Raw genomic sequence first — 17013 nt, 5'->3', positions numbered from 1 at the left:
ACATTGAAGGTTGGGAAAGTGGCTTTCGCAACACGCTTCCACCCCGCTCCGGCCGCCTACCGCCCGCAGTCCGGATTCGTGTTCAGCGGCCGCCCCCTCGACCACACCAGGTCGACCGGATGCACCGAACCGTCCGGATCGATCGACAGGATCGGCAACGCCTTGTCGAGCTGATTCCCCGTCGCCTGATCGAACGCGACGAACCCCGTCGCGCCGGGCACCGGTGAGTTGCAGTCGATGCTGCGCAGCACATCCGGCACCGAGACCGGATCCGACGACACGTTCTGCACCGCGGCTTCGACGGCGGCCGCGACGGCGTCGTGTTCGATCATCGCCGCGCCGTCCCACAATTCCGCCTTCGGAAAACCGTGGGTACCGGTGAATTCGGCGACGAAGTTGTCGTAGTTCTTCTTGTACGTCGGATGTGCCGGATCGGCGGTGAACATATCCCACTGGTCGGGATACGCGAGGGCCGTGTAGCGGAGCCGGACACTGATGTCCTTGTTCAGCTGCAAGGGTTTCCCGGCGAGCGTGCTCGCGTCGTCCCCGGTCATCACGGTCACCGTGTCGAGCCCCTCGCAGGCGCCGTCGCCCGCCAGCGCCGCCACGAGGGCACCGAGGTCCAGCCCGCGGCCCGCGAAGTAGATCAGATCGGGTCTCGCGCCGCAGATGTCGTTGTGCCATCTGCTGAACAGCCCTCGCAGATACGCCTCGCGCGAGGTGTCGGTGAGCGGTTTGACGTCGTAGGTCTTCGTGAAGATGACCGGGACCTTCGAGGAGCTCTGGAAGGCTTCGGCGAGCGTGGTCGCGTAAGTGTCCTCTTTGCTGACTCCCTGGATCATCATCACGCGCTTGAAACCGTGCGCCGCGATGTATCCGGCCGCGGCCCGGGCCTCGTCCGTGTTGGTCGGGCCGACGCGGAAGAAGTTGTCGATCCGTACGCCCTTCGGGTCGGTGTTCATGTTGTCCGCGGTGACGGTCGCGCCGATCGTGGCGATCCCGTGCCGGGACAGTTCGGCCACCAGCGCCCGGCTGCTCTCCGTGCTGATGCCGATGTCGGTGACCGCCACGATGCGCTGGGCCGCGGCCGCGGCGACGATCTCGTCGGCGACGACACGCCAATGTTCGGCGTTGCTCCCGTAGTTGGCCAGCAGGAGCTTGATCCCCGGCGGCCCGTTCTTCGGCCACGCGGCGGTGATCGCGCCCTGGATCTCCCGCCGGACGAACGGGAACGGCTGGCTGTCGACCTTCGGATCGGGCGCGAGGTTCTCCAGCACCACGATCGTCTTGAAGTTGTCGCCCGCCATCTCGTTGCGGCCCTTGATGAGCTTCTCCAGCGGGTCGAGCGGATCGTCCTCCCGCATCGGGCCCGAGTCGAGGTTCAGCCCGACGCAGACGTACGACGAGCCGATCGAATCCTCGTCCGCGTCCACCGCACGCAGGCCGGCACCGCAGGACTCCCACGGCCGGAACGACACCAGCACGGCGCTCAGCAGCAGGACCACGACCGCGATCAGCAGCACCCGATGACGGCGCGCCCAGCCGCGGGGCCGCACCGGAGGTCCCGTCGCCGCGCGTTCACGGGCCTCGGACATACGTTTTCTCAACGAATCGAGCCAGGACATGACGGAGTTCCGTTCCGGGTCAGGGGAATTCGCCGCGGCGGGCGGCTTCCTTGGCCGACACGAGCGCGCCGACGTCGGGCTGGTGCGAAGTGGTGGCCAGTGCGGCGAAGGCGTTCGCGATCACCTGGTGCTGAGCCTGCCCGCGGACCGCGAACGGGTTGGCGGTCAGCCAGCCCGCCGCGATGAGCCGGGCGACGTTGTTCCGGATCTCGGACCGGCCGGCCGGGCATTGGGCGTTGTCGAGGTTGACGAGTTCTTCGTACAGTTCCGCGTGATCCCGCTCTGGCGGCAGATCGTCCGGCGCGTTCAGCACCAGCTCGAGTTTCGCGATCCATTCCGCGTGCGGGATCCGGTTGAACTCGCGCTCGAAGAACGTGACCACTTCGCCGATGTCGCCGAGCGCGAGATTGCAGTACGCCAGGCGCACCGGATCCTGCGCGGTGTCCGGATCGTCGCGCAGAGCCTTGAACTGGTCGGTGTAGGTCGGCCCGTCCCCGTCGCCGCGCCGGGCCAGCGCGGACACCAGGTTCGCGGCGATCCACGGATGCAGTGCCGCTTGGTCGGTCGTCGAACCGGGCGAGTTCTTCGCCGTCACCCACAACGAGGTGCGCAGTTCGGTCAGGATTCGCCCGACATGCGGCTGGTCGATCCGGCTCTGCGCGGCGTCCGGGATCAGCCAGGGCGCGGTCGCGAACGGGGCGGCGGTCACGAAGTCGTCGACGTGGACGTCGTCGAGGTGTTCGGTCAAGGCGAGCTCGGTCAGCCTGCGATAGCAGGGATCCTGCTCACCACCAGGATCGGTGGTGAGCAGGTCGCGATCGCCCTCGCGCGCGTCGCTCGCCCGCAGCCGCCCGGTGAGCTGCTCGACCGCCGACGGCAGCCCGCCGGTCGCGCGGTGCGCGAGCGTGACCTTCGGCGTCCGCGCGCCCGAATCGAGGATCCGCGCGATCCGGCCGATCGACTGGGGCGAGATCCGGACCGGGTAGTAGGCCGAGTCGAGTGCGCCGTTGGCCGGGTTCGCCCAGTCGTCGTAGGAGGCCTCCTCGCAGTCCACCATCGGCCGGACGGCGGGCGGGGCGCCGGACGCGGGTTTCCACGGCGCCAGCCAGGCGGTGCCCCAGTCGTCGTGCCAGCGCCCGCTGGTGGCGATGACCAGCAGTGCGTCGTGCGCCTCGCGGTCGTTCGGATGCTGGACGGCATGCCGTTCCCTGGCGGCGATCAGATCGGCGAGGAACTCGGTCCCGCCGGGATGGTCGACGTCGTCGAGCACCACCACCCAGTTGTGCCAGTGCTTGCGCTGCTGCGAGATGTCGCAGGTACAGGGGCTCTTCTCCTCCGGCCTCGCCATCCTCGGATGGTTCTCCCGGACATCGCCGAGGAACGCCGCCATCAGCCACTCGGTGACCGCCTTGGCGTCACGGGCGCTGCCGTGCGCGAGGCGGTTGAGTTCGAGCAACGCGTCGAACGGGGATCTCCCTTCGGCGTGGGGGAAATCCGCCAGCGACCGCAGCGCCTTCCCGAGCCTCGGCCGGATGTTCCGGACCAGCTGCGGGAAGGTCTGGCGGAACAGATCCGCGTACGGGGGCTCGACGAGACCGGTCGCCTTCGCCGTCTCGGTCAGCGTGGCGAGCGTGCTGTCCATCGCCGGTGTCCAGATGATCCGGTCCAGGCTGCCGAGCAGTGCCTTCAGTTGCCCCAGGTCCTCATCGCGATTTCGCCCGGAAAGCTCCGCCTGCACTGCGATCAGCGCAATCGTGAAACGAATGAACTGCGGTTTCGGCCGGTTTCGCCATTTTCCCGACAACGAGTAGGCCAGTTTCGTGAGCACGTCGATCGTGCCCGCCCTGCCGCCTTGCCCGAAATCGAATCCGGCGTGCACGACGCCCCAGCCCAGGTCGCGGCGGATCGCTTCCAGTGCCGTGGTCTTCCCCGAACCGACCGGTCCGAGCAGCAGCGTCACCGGCTGCGGGCGGGACGGATTCCCCGTCTCGCGGTTGATCAGCATTCTCCGCGCGAACTGCACCGCGGGAGAATGTCGGTCCACACTCATTTTCCTGTTCAGCCCCTAGCCGTGCTCCGGGAGGAATGGAGAGTGCGAACCATCGTAGATATCCGGCCGAAGGCGGGACACCGGAAAAATGACAGCAGACACGAACGGCCGAAACCGGGGTCGAATCGTGATTCTTCGTCGACGGTGAGCGACGCCGTCGATCACCCGATCGGCGCTACCGGCCCCATTGTGGCCAGCGACCGCCTTGATGACCACCGCCGTAATACCAGTCGTAGTACTGGTCGAAGTCGTGGTAGCCGGTGCGCGGCGCCGGGCGTTCTCCGGGTTCCGGGGTGGGTGTCGGGGACGGTGTCTCCGACCCGTGCAATGACGCGGTCATCGGCGGTGGTGGCGCGACGCTGCCACCCGAGGGTCCCGACGGGACGGGCGAGGAGACCGGGACGTCGATCGCCTGCGGGGCGATGGTCAGCGACGGTGGCGGGAGCGGTGCGCCCGGGACGACCTCGGCCGGGTCGGCCGGAACGAGCAGGACGGCCAGCAGTCCGCCGGCGAGCACGCCGCCGGCCGAAAGCGCCGAAATCCGCCGGATCCGGCTGGAGCCCGGCGTCGTTTCCGGAGCCCGGTGCTTCGGCCCGCGCGGTCCCCGGCGGCGGGGTGCCGCGCCGGCTTCCCGCATCAAGGTGCTCAGGGCGTCCTCACCGGTATCGCGGCGAGCCGTGCGTGCCATCGGCACCTCCCAACCCGGTCCGTCGCGCGGCGACGGCCTCATCCCGGGGTGGATCCTAGGAACGCGGGAGGTGGTTGTAAACGGTCGTCGTCCACTGCGGACGGACGATGCGGTGAAAGGTCAGGCGGCGGCGGTGACCGCGATCGCGGCTTCGCCTGCCTCGGTCAGCTCGGCGGGCACCCGGCCGGTGACCGCGGAGGGTCCGGTGGACTCGGCGGGACGGATGTAGCCGCCGTGGGCCAGCGCGTGTGCGGTCATCTGATCGCAGCAGGCGAACCCGTCGATGAAGAGATCCGGCTCGCAGCTGCACGACATCTGGGCGCGGCGCGCCGCGACCGCTCGCAGCATCGCCATCGCGCGATGGGACAGTTCGACCTCTGAACCGGACACCGGACTGGACCTTTCTCGATCAGCCACCTGAATCAGCAGCACTCACACCGTGTTATCGGCCGCTGCTCCATCAGTGTTAACAAGATCTCAGACGTTGTCGGTGCCATGTCGGTTCCGTCAGATCTTCGCCGACGTCAAAACCGGTTCCAGGACCCGCGCCCACTGCGCGACGATCTGCTTGCGCCGCTTCGTGTCGTCGGTCAGCAGGTTCGCCAGGCCCAGGCCGCGGGCAAGATCGAGAGTGGCCTGGACCAGCTCGCGAACGCCCTGGTGGGACTCGTCGACGCCGAGCAGCTCGACGGTGACACGGTGCGCTTCCCGCCCCACCCGCGCCTCCAGCGGCACCAGGGTCGCGCGCAGCGACTCGTCGGTCGAAGCCGCGACCCACAGATGGAGCGCGGCGCGGAACAGCGGCCCGCTGTAGAGGTTGAGCACCATGTCGACGGCCCGCTCGATCCGCGACCGGCCCGACGGCAGTTCCGCCGCGCGGGCGCGCAGTTCCACTATCTGGATCTCACCGACGTGCTCGACCGCGGCCGCGACCAGGTCCTCCCTGGTCGGGAAGTGGTGCTGGGCGGCGCCGCGCGAGACCCCGGCGCGTTCGGCGATGACCGCGACGGTGGTCCCGTTCCAGCCCAGCTCCCCGATCGTCTCGACGGCGGCCTCGACCAGCCGCCGCCGGGTCGTGCGGCTGCGCTCCTGCTGTGGTTCGCGGATCACGGGGTGCGGCCTTCGACCCAGAAGTCGAGCTGCAGGTCTTCCTCCCGCCCGCCGACGCGGTACTTCGAGAAGTCGGTGACGCCCTCGGCGGCCAGTACCTCGTCGTCGAGGTAGAAATTCCCGGTCGCCTCGCTGCTCGGTTTGGTGAGGATCGCGTGCGCGGCGTCCGCCATGATCTCCGGTGTCCGCGATTTGGCCGCCAGTTCCGCGCCGACGACGTTGCGGATCGCCGCGGTGTCGATCGTCGTGCGCGGCCACAGCGAGTTCGCCGCGATGCCGTACTGCCGCAGTTCCGCGGCGAGCCCGACGGTCACCAGGCTCATCGAGTACTTCGCGATGCTGTACGCGAGATGCCCGGCCTGGAACCACTTCTCGTCGAGGCTGATCGGCGGCGAAAGCGTCAGGATATGCGCGTTCTCCGCCAGTTTCAGATACGGGATGGCGAGTTTCGACAGCAGGAACGACCCGCGTGCGTTGATGTCCTGCATCAGGTCGTAGCGTTTCATGCTGACGGATTCGGTCGGGGTCAGGTCGATCGCGCTCGCGTTGTTGAGCACGATGTCGATCCCGCCGAACTGCTCCGCGGTCCGCGCGATCGCGGCCTCGACCGACGTGTCGTCCCGGACGTCGCCGACGATCGGCAGCGCCTGCCCGCCGGCGTCCTCGATCGCCTTGGCCGCGGTGTAGAGCGTGCCCGGCAGCTTCGGATGCGGCTCGGCGGTCTTGGCCAGCAGGGCGATGTTCGCCCCGTCGCGGGCGGCGCGGACCGCGATGGCCTCGCCGATCCCGCGGCTGCCGCCGGAGATGATGATGGTGCGGCCGTGGAGAGTGGGCATGGAGGGTCGCCTTCCGTAGGACGCTCGTGAGTGGCAAGGACGGTTCTAACCGTCCTTGCCACTCACGAGTCAGTAGGAGCGGGGCAGGCCGAGGCTGTGCTGGCCGACGAAGTTGAGCACCATCTCGCGGCTCACCGGCGCGATCCGGCCCAGCCGGACGGCCGCGACCAGCGTGCCCAGCCCGTATTCGCTGGCGAGACCGTTGCCGCCGTGGGTCTGCACGGCCTGGTCGACGGCGCGGATGGCGACCTCGGCGGCGGCGTACTTCGCCATGTTCGCCGACTCGCCCGCGCCGAAATCGTCGCCGGAGTCGTAGAGCGACGCCGCCTTCTGCGTCATGAGCTTGGCGAGTTCCAGCTCGATCTTGATCTCGGCCAGCGGATGCGCGAGCCCCTGGTGGGTGCCGATCGGCGCGCCCCACACCTTGCGCTCGTTGGCGTAGGCGACGGCCTTGCCCAGCGCGTAGCGCGCGATGCCGAGCGAGAACGACGCGCCCATGATGCGTTCCGGGTTGAGCCCGGCGAACAGCTGCGCGATCGCCGCGTCCTCCTCGCCGACCAGCGCGTCGGCGGGCAGGTGGACGTCGTCGAGGAACAGGCCGAACTGCTTCTCCGGCGCGATCAGGTCCATCTCGATCTGCTTGTACTCGAAGCCGGGTGCGTCGGTCGGGACGATGAACAACGCGGGCTTGAGCTTGCCGGTCTTGGCGTCCTCGGTGCGGCCGACGACCAGGACGGCGTCCGCCTCGTCGACCCCGGAGATGAAGACCTTCCGTCCACTCAGGACCCAATCACCGCCGTCCCGTTTCGCGGTCGTGGTGATCTTGTGCGAGTTCGACCCGGCGTCCGGTTCGGTGATCGCGAAGACCATCCGCCTGCTGCCGTCGGCGATACCCGGCAGCCAGCGCTTCTTCTGCTCGTCGGTGCCGAAACGCGAGATGACCGTGCCGCAGATCGCCGGCGAGACGACCATGAGCAGCAGCGGGGAGCCCGCCGCGGCGAGTTCTTCGAGCACCGCGGCGAGATCCGCGATCCCCGCTCCCCCGCCGCCGTACTCCTCGGGCAGGTTCACGCCGAGGTAGCCCAGCCGTCCGGCTTCGGCCCACAGTTCCTCGGTCTTGAGCCCGGCCCGCGCCTGCTTGGCGTAGTACTCGTGCCCGTATTTCTTGCCGAGTTCGGCGACCGCGGCCCGCAGCGCGACGCGCTCCTCGGGCTCGGTGAAGTTCATCGCGTTCATTCGTCGTCTCCTACCACCGCGAGGATCGTGCCCACTTCGACCTGCTGTCCGACCACCACCGGGAGATCGGTCACGACGCCGTCGGCGGGCGCCGCGATCCGGTGTTCCATCTTCATCGCTTCGAGCCACAGCAACGGGTCGCCGGTCTTGACGGTGTCGCCCGCCTCGACCGCGAGCCGGACGACCGTGCCCGGCATCGGCGCCACGAGCGAACCGGCGGCGAGCGCCGCGTCGGGATCGGTGTACCGCGGCACCACGCCCAGCTCGACCGAGCCCTCCGGCGAGTCGACGTACACCGTGTCGCCGTACCGGGCGACGGCGAACTTGCGCCGCACCCCGGAGACTTCCAGGACCACGCCGCCGCTCTCGGCGGAAACCAGTTCGATGCCTTCGAAACCGTCGGCGCGCAGCCCGTCCCGGCCGACGCTGTAGACGACCTCGATCTCGTCGTCGCCATGACGAAAGCGTTTGCGCTGTCCTTGGGAACGGACGTTGCGCCAGCCGCTCGGCAGCCTGCCCTGCACCCGGGCCTCCGCGCGATTCGTGGCCGCACCGGCCAAGGCCGCGGCCAGCGCGGAAATCCGTACAGTGTCCACAGTGGCCAGTGGCTTCGCCAGGGTTTCGAGACCGTGCCGGTCGAAGAACGCCGTGTCGGTCTCTCCGGCGAGGAAAGCCTCATGGCGCAACACGTTCACCAGCAGGTCGCGGTTGGTCACCACACCGTGGATCTCCGCACCGGCCAACGCACCGGCCAGTGCCCGTGCCGCGCTCCGGCGATCCGGGGCGAAGGCGATGACCTTGGCGAGCATCGGGTCGTAGTGCACGCCGACGGCCTGTCCGCTGACGAAACCGGAGTCGAGCCGGACACCCGGGCCGACCTCGAATTCCCGCTGTGCCGCGGGAAGCTCGAACCGGTGCAAGGTGCCGCTCTGCGGCTGCCAGCCCGCGGCGGGGTCTTCGGCGTAGAGCCGGACCTCGATGGCGTGACCGGTCGTCTCCGGCTCGTCGATCGGGAGGTGCTCGCCCTCGGCGATCCGCAACTGCAGCGAGACGAGGTCGAGCCCCGTCGTGGCCTCGGTGACCGGATGTTCGACCTGGAGCCGCGTGTTCATCTCCAGGAAGTAGAACCGCCCGTCCGGTCCGGCGAGGAACTCGACCGTCCCGGCGCCGACGTAGTCGATCGCCTGCGCGGCCTTGCGCGCGGCGTCGAACAGCGCCTCCCGCATGGCCTCGTCGACGAACGGCGACGGCGCCTCTTCGACGACCTTCTGGTGGCGGCGCTGGATCGAGCACTCGCGCTCCCCCACCGCCCACACGGTGCCGTGGGTGTCGGCGAGTACCTGGACCTCGATGTGACGGCCGGTCTCCAGGTACCGCTCGCAGAACACGGTCGGGTCGCCGAACGCCGACGCGGCCTCCGCGCTCGCGCCTTCGACGGCCTCGGCGAGCTCGCCGAGCGCGCGCACGACCCGCATCCCGCGTCCGCCACCTCCGGCGGAAGCCTTGACCAGCAAGGGAAGGTCGGCTTCGGTGACCTCGGCCGGGTCCAATTCGGACAGGATCGGGACACCGGCTTCGGCCATCATCCGCTTGGACTCGACCTTGGAACCCATGCTCTCGATGGCTTCCGGCGGCGGGCCGACCCAGGTGAGTCCCGCGTCGATCACGGCGCGGGCGAACGCGGCGTTCTCGGACAGGAACCCGTAGCCGGGGTGGATCGCGTCCGCGCCGGTCTCCACGGCCGCCTTGATCAGCAACTCGGCTCGCAGGTACGTGTCGGCGGGCGCGTTGCCCGGCAGCCGGACGGCGACGTCCGCCTCGGCGGTGTGCGGCGCGCCGGCATCCGCGTCGGAGAACACCGCGACCGTGCCGATCCCGGCGTCGCGGCAGGTGCGGAACACGCGACGGGCGATCTCGCCGCGGTTGGCGACCAAGAGTTTCTGGATCATGCCGCTCACATCCTGAAGACGCCGAAGCCCTCGGCGCCCTTCACTGGTCCATTGTGGATCACGGACAGGCTGAGCCCGAGCACCGTGCGGGTGTCGCGGGGATCGATGATCCCGTCGTCGTAGAGCATCCCGGAGAGGAACATCGGCATCGACTCGGCCTCGATCTGGCCTTCCACCATGGCGCGCATGGCGGCGTCGTGCTCCTCGTTGTACTCCTGTCCGCGCGAGGCGGCGGCGGCGCGGGCCACGATGGACAGCACACCCGCCAGCTGCTGCGGCCCCATGACCGCGGATTTCGCGCTCGGCCAAGCGAACAGGAACCGGGGATCGTAGGCGCGGCCGCACATGCCGTAGTGCCCGGCACCGTAGGAGGCGCCCATGAGCACCGAAAGATGCGGCACCTTCGAGTTCGACACGGCGTTGATCATCATCGCGCCGTGTTTGATGATGCCGCTCTGCTCGTATTCCTTGCCGACCATGTAGCCGGTGGTGTTGTGCAGGAACACCAGCGGTGTGTCGATCTGGTTGGCCAGCTGGATGAACTGCGCGGCCTTCTGCGACTCCTCGCCGAACAGCACACCTTGGGCGTTGGCGAGGATGCCGACCGGGTAGCCGTGGATACTCGCCCAGCCGGTGGCGAGGCTGCTGCCGTACAAGGGTTTGAACTCGTCGAAGTCCGAACCGTCGGCGACCCTGGCGATCACCTCGCGCGGGTCGAACGGCACCTTGAGGTCGGTGGGCACGATGCCGAGCAGGTCTTCCGCGGAGTACAACGGCTCCGCGTAGTCCGGCTTCGGTGTCGGGCCCTGTTTGGTCCAGTTGAGCCGTTTGACGATGCTGCGGCCGAGCCGGATCGCGTCCTCTTCGTCCGCCGCGAGGTAGTCCGCGAGCCCTGAGGTGCGGGCGTGCATCTCGGCGCCGCCGAGCGATTCGTCGTCGGACTCCTCGCCGGTGGCCATCTTGACCAGCGGAGGTCCGCCGAGGAACACCTTCGCGCGTTCCTTGACCATCACGACGTAGTCCGACATGCCGGGCAGATACGCGCCGCCGGCGGTCGAGTTGCCGAACACCAGCGCGATCGTGGGCACCTTCGCCGCCGACGAACGCGTGATGTCACGGAAGATCCGGCCACCGGGGATGAAGATCTCCTTCTGCGTCGGCAGATCCGCCCCGCCGGACTCGACGAGGTTGATCACCGGCAGCCGGTTCTGCGCGGCGATGTCCGCGGCGCGGTAGCTCTTCTTGGCCGTCCACGGGTTGCTCGCCCCGCCTTTGACCGTCGGATCGCTCGCGGAGATCATGCACTCGACGCCTTCGACGACGCCGATGCCGGTGATCACGCTGGCGCCGACCTGGTAGTCCGAACCCCAGGCCGCCAGCGGCGACAGCTCCAGGAACGGCGAGTCCTCGTCGAGGAGGAGCTCGATCCGCTCGCGGGCCAGCAGCTTTCCACGTTTGCGGTGCCGGGCGACGTACTTCTCGCCGCCGCCCGCGATCGCCTTGGCGTGCTCGCCGTCGATCTCGGCGAGTTTGCCGAGCATGGACTCGCGATTCGCCGCGAACTCCTCGCTCCGGCTGTCCACAGTGGACCTGATCGTGCTCATGCGGTGTATCCCAATCGCTTCGCGGCCAAGCCGGTGAGGATCTCGTTGGTCCCGCCGCCGATACCGAGGATGCGCACGTCACGGTAGTGACGCTCCACTTCGGACTCCCGCATGTAGCCGAGTCCGCCGTGCAGCTGCACGGCCTCGTTGACCACCCATTCGGCGGTCTCGACGGCGGTGTTCTTCGCGAAACAGGCTTCGGCGATGACCTCTTCGCCCGCGACGTGCCGCTGGGCGACCTGCCGGGTGTAGGTGCGGGCGACGTCGATCTTGCGGGCCATCTCGGTGAGTTTGTGCTGTACCAGCTGACGGGAGATCAGCGGGCGGCCGAAGGTTTCCCGCAGGCGGCACCAGTCCAGCGTCAGGTCCAGAGCGCGCTGCGCGTGCGCGTATCCCTGCACGGCCAGCGAGACCCGCTCGGTGACGAACTGGGTGGCGACCTGCGCGAACCCGCTGTTCTCGGCGCCGATCAGGTTCTCCGAGGGCACCCGTACGTCCACATAGGACAGCTCGGCGGTGTCCGAACAGAGCCAGCCCATCTTCTCCAGCTTGCGGGAGACGGTGAAGCCCGGTGTGCCGCGTTCGACCACGATGAGCGAGATCCCGTGAGCGCCGGCTTCACCGGTGCGGACCACGGTGGTCACGAAATCGGCGCGGCAGCCCGAGGTGATGAAGGTCTTGGCGCCGTTGATGACGTACTCGTCGCCCTCGCGTACCGCCGTCGTGCGGATCCCGGCTACGTCGGAGCCGCCGTCGGGTTCGGTGACCGCGAGCGAGCCGATCTTGGCGCCTTCCAGCGTCGGCCGGACCCAGCGTTCGATCTGCACCGGATCCCCGGCCGCCGCGATATGCGGGACCGCGATACCGCAGGTGAACAGCGAGGCAAAGAGGCCGCCGGACCCGCCCGCGTAGTGCAGTTCCTCGGCGATGACGACGGCGTCGAGGTAGTCGCCGCCCCCGCCGCCGACCTCCTCGGGGAAGCCGACGCCGAGCAGCCCGAGTTCCCCGGCCTTGCGGTGCAGATCGCGGGGCAGCTCGCCCTCGCGCTCCCAGTCGTCGAGGTGCGGCAGGATCTCGGTTTCGGCGAACCGCCGGACGGTCTTGCGCAGTTCGGCGCGTTCCGGCGTGGCGAAGGGATCGGTCACAGGAGGGCCTCCGGGATGTCGATCTCGCGGGAGCGCAGCCATTCCCCGAGCGCCTTCGCCTGCGGGTCGAACCGCGCCTGCGACGCGACGCCCTCGCCGAGGATGCCTTCGACGACGAAGTTGACCGCCCGCAGGTTCGGCAGCAGATGCCGCCGGACCTCGAGATCCGCGGTCTCCGGGAGCAGCAGTTTGAACTCGGTGACGGTGAGCCGGTGCGCGAGCCAGCGCCACGCCTCGTCGGAACGCGCCCAGACGCCGACGTTCGCGTTGCCGCCCTTGTCGCCGCTGCGGGCGCCGACCACCTTGCCCAGCGGCACGCGGCGGACCCCGGCCTGGGTGAACGGGGCGGGCAGCTGCTCGTTGTCCACTTCGGACAGTGGCAGGGTTTCGGCGGCCGGCGCGATGTCGCGGCGCGTTCCGTCCGGCAGGACGGCGACGTGCGGGACCTCGTGCGCGTCGACGAACGCGGGCCGGTACACGCCGTAGGGCGAGGCGGCCGCGGGCGGCGCGGTGACGTGGAACCCGGGGTAGCTCGCCAGCGCGAGCTCGATCGCCGCGCCGCTGAACGCGCGCCCGGCGACCTCGGGATCAGGGTCCTTCACCGCGACGTGCAGCAGCGCGCTCGCCTGCTGTTCGGTTTCGGCATCGGGCCGGTCGGTGCGGGCCAAGGTCCACTGGACGTCGGCGGGCGGCCGGGCCTTGAGCGCGCCTTCGAGTTGTTCCTTGGCCAGTGCGGCTTTCGCCTCGATGTCGAGTCCGGTGAGGACGAACGTCGTCTCGTTGCGGAAGCCGCCGAGCCCGTTCAGGCAGACCTTGAGCGTCGGAGGCGGCGGCTCGCCCGTGACGCCGCTGATCCGGACGCGGTCCGGGCCGTCCTCGGTCAGCGTCAGCGTGTCGAACCGCGCCGTGACGTCCGGCCCGGCGTAACGGGCGCCCGTGATCTCGTAGAGCAGTTGCGCCGTAACGGTTCCGGTGTTCACCACGCCACCGGTTCCGGGGTGTTTGGTGATCACGCTGGAGCCGTCGGCGGAGATCTCGGCGATCGGGAAGCCGGGGACGCCGATCTCGTGCTCGGTGAAGAAGGCGTAGTTGCCGCCGGTGGCCTGCGTCCCGCATTCGATCACGTGCCCGGCCGCGACCGCGCCCGCCAGCGCGTCGTAGTCGTCGCGTGCCCAGCCGAAATGCGCGGCGGCCGGGCCGACGATCACCGAAGCGTCGGTGACGCGGCCGGTCACCACGATGTCGGCGCCCGCGTTCAGGCATTCCGCGATCCCCCACGCGCCGAGATAGGCGTTGGCGGTCAAGGTCTTGCCGAAGCCGAGCTCCTCCGCGCGCTGGATGAGGTCGTCACCCTCGACATGCGCGATCGCGACGTCGACACCGAGCTTCGCGGCCAGTTCACGGAGCGCGTCCGCGAGCCCCGCGGGGTTCAGTCCGCCGGCGTTCGCGACGATCTTGACGCCCTTTTCCTTGGCCAGCGCGAGATTCTGTTCCATCTGGCGCAGGAAGGTCTTGGCGTACCCGCGGTTCGGGTCCTTCATCCGGTCGCGGCCGAGGATGAGCATGGTCAGCTCGGCGAGGTAGTCGCCGGTCAGCACGTCGAGCGGGCCGCCGGTGAGCATCTCGTGGACCGCGGAGAAGCGGTCGCCGTAGAACCCGGACGCGTTGCCGATGCGGATCGGGGCGGCGGTCATGCGAACTGCCCCGGCCGCCGCCCGGCCCCGGGAGGCCCGGCGAACGCCTGGGCGATCCCGAGCCATTCCTCGACGTCCTTGCCCGTGGCGACCAGGTCGGTGTCGGCGGGGTGACGGCGCTGGGTGATCACGAGACAGAAGTCGACCGCGCTGCCGGTGAGCCGCTGCGCGGCGTCCTCGGGCCCGAAAGCCCAGGTGGTGCCGTCGGGCGCGGTCAGCTCGACGCGGAATTCCCCGGCGGGCGGCGACAGCGAGTTGAGCTTGTAGGCGAAGTCGCGGGTGCGGGTGCCGAAACGGGCGATATGCCAGAGCCGGGCGGTGTTTTCCCGCGCGAGGCCGAGCGCGTCGAAGATGTCCTGACCGTGTGCCCAGGTCTCCATGAGGCGCGCCGTCACCATGGACGCGGCGCTCATCGGCGGGCCGTACCAAGGGATCTTCTGCCCGTCGGGCACCGCGGCGAGGGCTTCGGCGAGTTCCGCGCGGCCGGCGCGCCACTCCTCCAGCAGCTCGCGGGGCGGCGTCTTCGCGCCCTCGGCGGCGCCGTCGTCGACGTAGGACTCACCCGTCGCGAGCAGCCCTTCGATCTCGGCCTGCCACTCGGCCTCGGATCCCCGCGCCGCGATCAGCGCCTTCTTGTCCGTCCAGGCCAGATGAGCGATCTGATGGGCGATCGTCCAGCCTTCGGCCGGGGTCCGCCGCGCCCAGTCCGACGCGGGCAGATCCGCCACCACGTCGTCGATGGCCTGCGATTCCGCCGCGAGATCCCCAAGGATCACGCCAAGGTCAGCCATGCCCGCCTCCTCGCGTCTCCCCCAGGCTGGCACCCCGCGACGGAAAAATCAAGCACGCCTGATTGTTTTGTGGAGACGAGATCAGCCGGAGATGATGTCCAGCGCGACGGACCGGCCACCCGCCAGCGAGCGGATCCCCTCTTCCGCCGCCAGCTTCACCTGCTCCGGCGTGGCCCGCTCGGGACCGAGGAGTGCGGTGATGGCCGCGGCGAACACCCTCGCGGGATCGTCGACCGGCAGCCTGCCTTTGAGCGAAGGGGCCGCCGTCAGGAAACCGGCGAGGAGGGCCTGCAACGCGTACGCCTGATCGGCCACGTCCCAATCGTCCCTGGCGAGGTCGTGCCGCCGCCAGATGGGCAGGATGTGATGCAGGAACGCGCCCGCCCCCAGCGTTTCGAGCAGGGTCGCCGACCGGGGATCCTCGGCGAGGACACCGAGCAGGACGTCGTCGCCGGTCTGCAGCGCGTTGACGAACGGATGCCGGGCCGCGACCTCCAGCATGTTCGGGCCGAGCCGCGACGGCCTGGCCAGCCCGGGGTCCGCGGTGACCGCCGCGATGACCTCGTCGGCGAGCGCGACGAAATCCCGGCTGATCAGGCCGAGCAGCAGGTCTTCCTTGGTCTTCCAGTAAAGGTAGACGGTGCCCTTGCCGACGTGGGCCTTGGTGGCGACCTCCGCGATGGTGACGCCCTTGCTGCCCCGGTTCAAGAGCAGTTCGCCCGCCGCCGCCAGGATGCGCGCCGCCTTGGGCGAGCCGTGTTCAGGCAGTTCCGCCAACTGTGGTCCTTTCCGGGATGGCGCCGACGATATCCGCATTCTTGTACAGCGCGATCTCGTCGAGCCGCATGATCCGGTCGGTCAGCCGCTTGCCGAGTTTGAACCGGCTCAGCACCGGCACCGTCCGCCGGAGCAGAAGCTGCATCCGATTGTCCACGACGAAGATCTTGCGGTCGGCGAACGCGCCGTCCTGATAGTGATCGACGTAGGGCCGCAGGGCTCGTTCCCACTCGGAGAGGGCGGTGCCGAGGTCACCAGGGTGCCGCTCCAGCATGCCGCCGAGCAGATCGGCACCGGTGAGCCCGGACGAGACCCCCATGCCGGCGTAAAGCGTGACGCACCAGGCGGCGTCACCCATCAGGACGACACGCCCCTGGTGCCACCGGTCCAGGCGCACCTGCTCGACGGAATCGAACAGGACGTCGTCGGCGGATTCCAGCGCGCCGACGACGTCACCGAGCACCTTTCCCAGCGGCCGCGGGCCGAACGCCGCCCGCACGCGGTCCGCGGGTGGCCGGGTGAACTCGGCGTCGACGTCGTCGGTGCGGTAGGTCAGCATGACCGTCGGATCGTGGTCGGAGAACGCGAAGACCCACATCGAGCGGTCCGGTTCGAGGAGTGTGGCGCCCTGACCGGGGGCGAGCCCGGCGGGCGTACCGGTGTACTGGAAGGCCGCGACCATGTAGCCCATCCGCCGCAGGTACTTCTCGTGCGGGCCGAACACCAGTGACCGCACCGTGGACCGTAGTCCGTCCGCGCCGACGACGAGGTCGAAACGTTCGGTCGTCGCGGTGTTCGAAGCGGTGTCGAGCAAGGTGACGTCGACACCGTCGGCGTCCTGCTCGATGGCGGCGGGGACGGTCGAGTACCGGATCTCCACGTCGTCGGGGAGAACGGCGAAGGCCGCCTTCTCGACGTCACTCCGGAGCATCATCCAGGGCTTGCCGGGCAGGTCGGCGTACGACATCCCCGGACGGCTCGAACCGTCGCGGGCCAGGTCGAGGCCTTGCGCCGCCGAGGCACGGTCGTGGATGGCACCGGCCATGCCCAGCCTGTTCGCGGCGGCCTGGCCTGCCCCGAACAGGGCGACGAAGTACCCGCCGGACCGCCTTTCCGGCGCTTTCTCGATCAGCACCGGCCGCCAGCCGGCCTTGCGCAGTCGGGCCGCCGTCGCGATCCCGCTGACACCCATTCCGACGACGAGTACCCGTCCCGCTTCGCTCTCGATCATACTTCCGAACATACTGACCAAAATATTCAGTTGGTCAGTATGTTGCCCGCGTCACAGCCGTGTCGTCCGCCCGATCACGCGTGCCGTCCGCCTGATCACACCTGCCGTCCATCCGGTCACGTGAAGCTCCCCATTCGGCACGTGAGGGGTCGGACGAACATGCCTGCCGGGTGGGCAGTCCGGTCGTGGTCTCGCCCTGCGCTCGTGTCGCGAAAGCCACAATAAGGTGAGGAAGACCACCACGAAAAGGGAATGGGAGCCCACGCCCAAAAAACAA

The 17013-nt window shown here is 69.1% G+C and carries 14 protein-coding genes; all 14 read right to left on the bottom strand.

The window, feature by feature from the left end:
- Positions 1-56: 56 nt before the first annotated feature.
- Positions 57-1625 carry an ABC transporter substrate-binding protein gene (locus tag ACFWIW_RS37940; RefSeq protein ID WP_378372902.1) on the bottom strand — a complete coding sequence of 523 codons (1569 nt, stop codon included), beginning with the start codon at positions 1623-1625 and terminating at the stop codon, positions 57-59.
- A gap of 19 nt (positions 1626-1644) precedes the next feature.
- Positions 1645-3675, bottom strand: coding sequence for a hypothetical protein (locus ACFWIW_RS37935; protein ID WP_378372901.1), 2031 nt, complete (start codon positions 3673-3675; stop codon positions 1645-1647).
- 175 nt (positions 3676-3850) lie between these two features.
- Entirely contained in the window at positions 3851-4363 is a 513-nt protein-coding gene (locus ACFWIW_RS37930) for a hypothetical protein (RefSeq protein WP_378372900.1), read from the bottom strand.
- Positions 4364-4483: 120 nt separating this feature from the next.
- A complete protein-coding gene (locus ACFWIW_RS37925; protein ID WP_240597349.1) occupies positions 4484-4753 on the bottom strand; it encodes a hypothetical protein in 270 nt (89 codons plus the stop codon).
- A 117-nt stretch (positions 4754-4870) separates the two neighbouring features.
- A complete protein-coding gene (locus tag ACFWIW_RS37920) occupies positions 4871-5473 on the bottom strand; it encodes a TetR/AcrR family transcriptional regulator (RefSeq protein WP_378372899.1) in 603 nt (200 codons plus the stop codon).
- Positions 5470-6309, bottom strand: coding sequence for an SDR family oxidoreductase (locus ACFWIW_RS37915; protein WP_378372898.1), 840 nt, complete (start codon positions 6307-6309; stop codon positions 5470-5472). Before ACFWIW_RS37915 ends, ACFWIW_RS37920 begins: the two co-directional genes overlap by 4 nt.
- Positions 6310-6378: 69 nt before the next feature.
- The gene (locus tag ACFWIW_RS37910; RefSeq protein WP_378372897.1) at positions 6379-7545 is read right to left on the bottom strand and encodes an acyl-CoA dehydrogenase family protein; all 1167 of its coding nucleotides are present in this window, start codon (positions 7543-7545) and stop codon (positions 6379-6381) included.
- The gene (locus ACFWIW_RS37905; protein ID WP_378372896.1) at positions 7542-9494 is read right to left on the bottom strand and encodes a biotin carboxylase N-terminal domain-containing protein; all 1953 of its coding nucleotides are present in this window, start codon (positions 9492-9494) and stop codon (positions 7542-7544) included. Before ACFWIW_RS37905 ends, ACFWIW_RS37910 begins: the two co-directional genes overlap by 4 nt.
- A 5-nt stretch (positions 9495-9499) precedes the next feature.
- On the bottom strand, positions 9500-11098 hold the full coding sequence (locus ACFWIW_RS37900) for a carboxyl transferase domain-containing protein (protein ID WP_360094916.1): 1599 nt from the start codon (positions 11096-11098) through the stop codon (positions 9500-9502).
- Positions 11095-12243, bottom strand: a complete 1149-nt coding sequence (locus tag ACFWIW_RS37895; RefSeq protein WP_378372895.1) for an acyl-CoA dehydrogenase family protein — start codon at positions 12241-12243, stop codon at positions 11095-11097. Before ACFWIW_RS37895 ends, ACFWIW_RS37900 begins: the two co-directional genes overlap by 4 nt.
- Entirely contained in the window at positions 12240-13937 is a 1698-nt protein-coding gene (locus ACFWIW_RS37890; protein WP_378372894.1) for an acyclic terpene utilization AtuA family protein, read from the bottom strand. The genes ACFWIW_RS37895 and ACFWIW_RS37890 overlap by 4 nt, the downstream gene beginning before the upstream one ends.
- Entirely contained in the window at positions 13934-14728 is a 795-nt protein-coding gene (locus tag ACFWIW_RS37885; protein ID WP_378372893.1) for a TIGR03084 family metal-binding protein, read from the bottom strand. The genes ACFWIW_RS37890 and ACFWIW_RS37885 overlap by 4 nt, the downstream gene beginning before the upstream one ends.
- An 81-nt stretch (positions 14729-14809) precedes the next feature.
- Complete coding sequence (locus tag ACFWIW_RS37880; protein ID WP_378372892.1) at positions 14810-15505, bottom strand: TetR/AcrR family transcriptional regulator; 696 nt, start codon at positions 15503-15505, stop codon at positions 14810-14812.
- Entirely contained in the window at positions 15489-16736 is a 1248-nt protein-coding gene (locus ACFWIW_RS37875) for an FAD-dependent monooxygenase (protein WP_378372891.1), read from the bottom strand. Before ACFWIW_RS37875 ends, ACFWIW_RS37880 begins: the two co-directional genes overlap by 17 nt.
- Positions 16737-17013: the final 277 nt, after the last annotated feature.

The organism is Amycolatopsis sp. NPDC058340 (assembly GCF_042723975.1).
Classification (GTDB): domain Bacteria; phylum Actinomycetota; class Actinomycetes; order Mycobacteriales; family Pseudonocardiaceae; genus Amycolatopsis.
This window is presented reverse-complemented; position numbering and strand designations above follow the sequence as displayed.